Origin of the sequence: Pseudomonas sp. 2VD, assembly GCF_005503585.1 — a bacterium.
Classification (GTDB): domain Bacteria; phylum Pseudomonadota; class Gammaproteobacteria; order Pseudomonadales; family Pseudomonadaceae; genus Pseudomonas; species Pseudomonas aeruginosa.
In genome coordinates this window covers 1-1,636 of the sequence record NZ_SCND01000626.1, presented here as the reverse complement: position 1 = coordinate 1,636, position 1,636 = coordinate 1, and the positions used below count along the sequence as shown (strand labels likewise).

Here is a 1,636-nt window from a genome sequence, read left to right as displayed (position 1 = left end):
CGGTCAATGGCAAGCTCGACCGGCAGGCGTTGCCGCAACCGGATGCGAGCCTGTCGCAACAGGCCTATCGAGCGCCCGGTAGCGAGCTGGAGCAGCGCATCGCAGCGATCTGGTCGGAGATCCTGGGAGTGGAACGGGTCGGCCTGGACGACAACTTCTTCGAACTGGGCGGTCATTCGTTGCTGGCTACCCGGGTGATTTCTCGGGTTCGCCAGGAGCAGCAGTTGGACGCAAGCCTGAAGGCGTTGTTCGAGCGGCCGGTTCTGGAAGCGTTCGCCCAGGGATTGGAACGCACGACGGATGCGGTCTCGACGATACCGCTTGCCGATCGGCAGCAACCGTTGGCACTGTCCTTCGCTCAGGAGCGTCAGTGGTTCCTCTGGCAACTGGAGCCGGAAAGCGCGGCCTACCATATTCCGAGTGCCTTGCGCCTACGCGGGCGGCTGGACGTGGATGCCTTGCAACGCAGCTTCGACAGCCTGGTCGCGCGGCATGAAACCTTGCGTACCCGCTTCCGGCTGGAGGGAGGGCGTTCGTACCAGCAGGTACAACCTGCGGTTAGCGTTTCTATCGAGCGGGAACAGTTCGGTGAAGAAGGCCTGATCGAACGGATACAGGCCATCGTTGTGCAGCCATTCGACCTGGAACGGGGGCCGCTGCTGCGGGTGAACCTGTTGCAACTGGCCGAGGACGACCATGTACTGGTGCTGGTCCAGCACCACATCGTGTCCGATGGTTGGTCGATGCAGGTGATGGTCGAGGAACTGGTCCAGCTCTATGCCGGCTACAGCCAAGGGCTCGACGTGGTGTTGCCGGCCCTGCCGATCCAGTACGCGGACTACGCCCTGTGGCAGCGCAGCTGGATGGAGGCGGGGGAAAAGGAGCGCCAGTTGGCGTACTGGACCGGCCTGCTGGGCGGCGAGCAGCCGGTGCTGGAGTTGCCGTTCGACCGGCCGCGCCCGGTTCGGCAAAGCCATCGTGGTGCCCAGTTCATCCTGGAACTGGATATTGATCTGTCCCAGGCGCTCAGGCGCGTGGCCCAGCAGGAGGGGGCTACTGCCTTCGCCCTGTTGCTGGCTTCGTTCCAGGCGCTGCTGTATCGCTACAGCGGGCAGGCGGATATCCGTGTCGGCGTGCCGATCGCCAATCGCAACCGCGTGGAGATCGAGCGGCTGATCGGCTTCTTCGTCAACACCCAGGTGCTCAAGGCCGACCTGGACGGTCGGATGGGCTTCGACGAGCTGCTGGCCCAGGCCCGCCAACGCGCGCTGGAGGCTCAGGCGCACCAGGACCTGCCGTTCGAGCAACTGGTGGAGGCCTTGCAGCCGGAGCGCAGTCTTAGCCACAACCCGCTGTTCCAGGTGCTGTTCAACTACCAGAGCGAAGCCCGTGGCAACGGCCAGGCATTCCGCTTCGACGAGTTACAGATGGAAAGCGTGCAGTTCGACAGCCGGACGGCGCAGTTCGACTTGACGTTGGACCTGACGGACGAAGAGCAGCGTTTTTGCGCCGTTTTCGACTACGCCACCGACCTGTTCGACGCCTCCACCGTGGAACGCCTGGCCGGCCATTGGCGCAACCTGTTGCGCGGCATCGTCGCCAACCCACGACAGCGGCTCGGCGAGTTGCCGCTGCT

Annotated in this window: 1 protein-coding gene; it reads left to right on the top strand. The window is 64.1% G+C overall.

The window, feature by feature from the left end; all coding sequences use genetic code 11:
* Positions 1-1,636: condensation domain-containing protein (locus FFS27_RS32525; protein WP_256659898.1), on the top strand; the 1,636-nt coding region annotated here is incomplete at both ends.